The sequence below is a fragment of the Aurantiacibacter sp. KMU-128 genome, from assembly GCF_056933515.1.
In genome coordinates, this window is sequence record NZ_JBXORT010000001.1 from 1,522,614 (window position 1) to 1,524,958 (window position 2,345).

Below are 2,345 nucleotides of genomic sequence, written 5' to 3' on the forward strand. Positions count from 1 at the left end.
GTGGTTCCCTCCCCCTTAAATCACGAGATCGTTCGGGCGCTTGTCGCGCAACCATCCGGCCACCCACATCCGGGTGAGCGTGACGGCGGTAAACACGCTGGTGAACAGGCCGATAATCAGCACCACGGCAAAGCCGCGCACCGGCCCCGATCCGAACAGGAACAGCAGCACACCGGCGATGAAGTTGGTCATATTGGCGTCGTAAATCGCGCGGCTGGCTTCCTTGTAGCCGGTCTCCACCGCCGCGATGACCCGCCGGCCGCGCCGCCGCTCTTCACGAATGCGCTCGTTGATCAGCACGTTGGCGTCGACCGCCGCGCCAATGGTCAGCACGAAACCGGCGATGCCCGGCAATGTCAGCGTGGTGTTCATGAATGCCATGATGCCGAGAATCATCAGCACGTTGAGTACCAGAGCGACAGTCGAATAGACGCCGAACCGCCCGTAAGTGGCGATCATCAGCGCGATCACTAGCAGCGTGCCGACGGCCATCGCAATACCGCCTTTGACAATCGAATCGCGGCCCAGATCGGGCCCGACCGTGCGTTCCTCGATCACCGTCAGATCGACCGGCAGCGCGCCCGAATTAAGGCTGATGGCGAGGTTGTTCGCCGTATCGACGGTAAAGCCGCCCGCAATCTGCGCCTGCCCGCCGCAAATCGGTTCGTTGATATTGGGAGCGGAGAGCACTTGCCCGTCGAGGATGATGGCGAAGGGGCGGTTGACGTTCTCTGTCGTCAAGGAACAGAAACGCGCGCCGCCCTGCGCGTCGAATTGGATCGAGACGACCGGCTCGTTCGTCTGCGGGTCGAAGCTCTGCTGCGCGCCTTCCAACCGGTCACCGCGAATGCCGCCGAGGCGGCGCACCGCGATTGATTGGCCGGCCTGCTCGGACGTATCGGCAAAGGGGAAAATCTCGCTTCCGGGATTGGCCACGCCCTGCTGCACATCAGTGGGCAGCGCGTTGACGTCCACCAACTTGAATTCCAGCTCCGCCGTTTGGCCGAGCAAAGCCTTCAATGCTTCGGGATCTTCCAGACCCGGCACCTGCACCACGATGCGGTTGTCGCCCTGCCGGATGATCGTCGGCTCGCGCGTACCGAGCGAGTCGATACGGCGGCGCACCACTTCGGTGGCGCTTTCCATCGCATTGTCGATCGCTTCGTTCAGCCCTTGCTCGGTCTGGGTCAGGATGACGCGATTGCCGTCTTCAACCTCCAACCGCCATTCCGCCACCACGCCGGTGCCGTTGATGATCGTCGCCAGTTCTTCCCGCACCCGGTCGATATCGCCGGGGTTTTCCACCATGAACGACAGTTCCCCGTTCAGCGTCGACACATCGCTGAAGCGGATATCGGGCTCGGCATCGGTGAGGAGCTGGATGACCGATTCCTCGGTCGAGACCAGCCGCTGCTCCGCCACTTGCGCGGGATCGGCTTCGAGCAGGATGTGGCTGCCACCGGCAAGGTCGAGGCCGAGATTGATCTCGGGCAGATCGAACTGCTCGTGCCACTTGTCGCCCGAAAGGCCCATGATGGAGGGGATCGCCAGCGCGGCGAGCACCAGCGTTATCCCCCAGAGAAATACACGTCGCCAAAGCGGAAAATCGAGCATGGCCGCGGCCCTAGCCTTCTGTCAGTCTGTCAATCAGTCGTTCGCGGGCGTGCCGCCGGGCGGGATGATGTCGCCGATGGTGGCCTTCACCACTTTGACGCGGGTGCCCTGCGCGATTTCGATTTCGGCATAGTCATCGTCCACCTTGGTCACCTTGCCGACGATGCCGCCGGCGGTCACCACCTTGTCATTCTTCTTCACGCTGGCGATTTTCGCCTGGTGTTCCTTGTGCCGCTTCATCTGCGGGCGGAACAGCAGGAACCAGAAAATCAGGATCATGCCGACAATGGGCAGCAACTGCACCCAGCCCGGAGGCGCTTCGGCACCGGCTGCGGCGGAAAGAATATCAAGCATTGGGTCGGTCCATCCCGATCGAGTTCAAGATACAAAATGCTGGGAACCGGTCGGGGCGAAACGATCTCGCCACGTCCCCTCCCGAGGTGTGGTTGCCGCGCCTAGCAGCATTGCCGACAGGTGGCAATTGGAGTGCGTGCGATCAAGAGCTGTGCCGCATAATCGCAGCGCTTGCCATTGCGCAGCACCCTTTCTATAGGCGCGGTTCCACTGGTATCGGGACGTGGCGCAGTCTGGTAGCGCACTATACTGGGGGTGTAGGGGTCGCAGGTTCGAATCCTGTCGTCCCGACCAGTGGTTTTCTCCCCAAATCGGCAATCTTCACCGCATGATGGTGGCGGATGCATAGCTGCACCCGCCGCATTCATCGAATGCTG

2 protein-coding genes and 1 tRNA gene are annotated in these 2,345 nt (G+C 61.9%); 1 reads left to right on the plus strand and 2 read right to left on the minus strand.

Translation table 11 applies throughout. The features are described 5' to 3' along the window. Nucleotides 1-15: 15 nt before the first annotated feature. Together secD and yajC are read right to left on the minus strand one after the other, a co-directional pair. Entirely contained in the window at nt 16-1,614 is a 1,599-nt protein-coding gene (secD, locus tag ACS0VV_RS07655) for a protein translocase subunit SecD (protein WP_483532124.1), read from the minus strand. A 33-nt stretch (nt 1,615-1,647) separates the two neighbouring features. Beyond that, nucleotides 1,648-1,968: a preprotein translocase subunit YajC gene (yajC, locus tag ACS0VV_RS07660; protein WP_483532125.1), complete on the minus strand. Its 321-nt coding sequence runs from the start codon at nt 1,966-1,968 to the stop codon at nt 1,648-1,650. Nucleotides 1,969-2,185: 217 nt separating this feature from the next. Between yajC and ACS0VV_RS07665 the strand changes: the two genes are divergently transcribed. Continuing rightward, a tRNA-Pro gene (locus ACS0VV_RS07665) sits at nt 2,186-2,262 on the plus strand. The last annotated feature ends 83 nt before the right edge of the window (nt 2,263-2,345 follow it).

Excerpts from the sequence above, each read along its gene's own strand:
- secD (WP_483532124.1), bottom strand. The coding sequence starts at position 1,614 with ATGCTCGATTTTCCGCTTTGGCGACGTGTATTTCTCTGGGGGATAACG.
- yajC (WP_483532125.1), bottom strand. The coding sequence starts at position 1,968 with ATGCTTGATATTCTTTCCGCCGCAGCCGGTGCCGAAGCGCCTCCGGGC.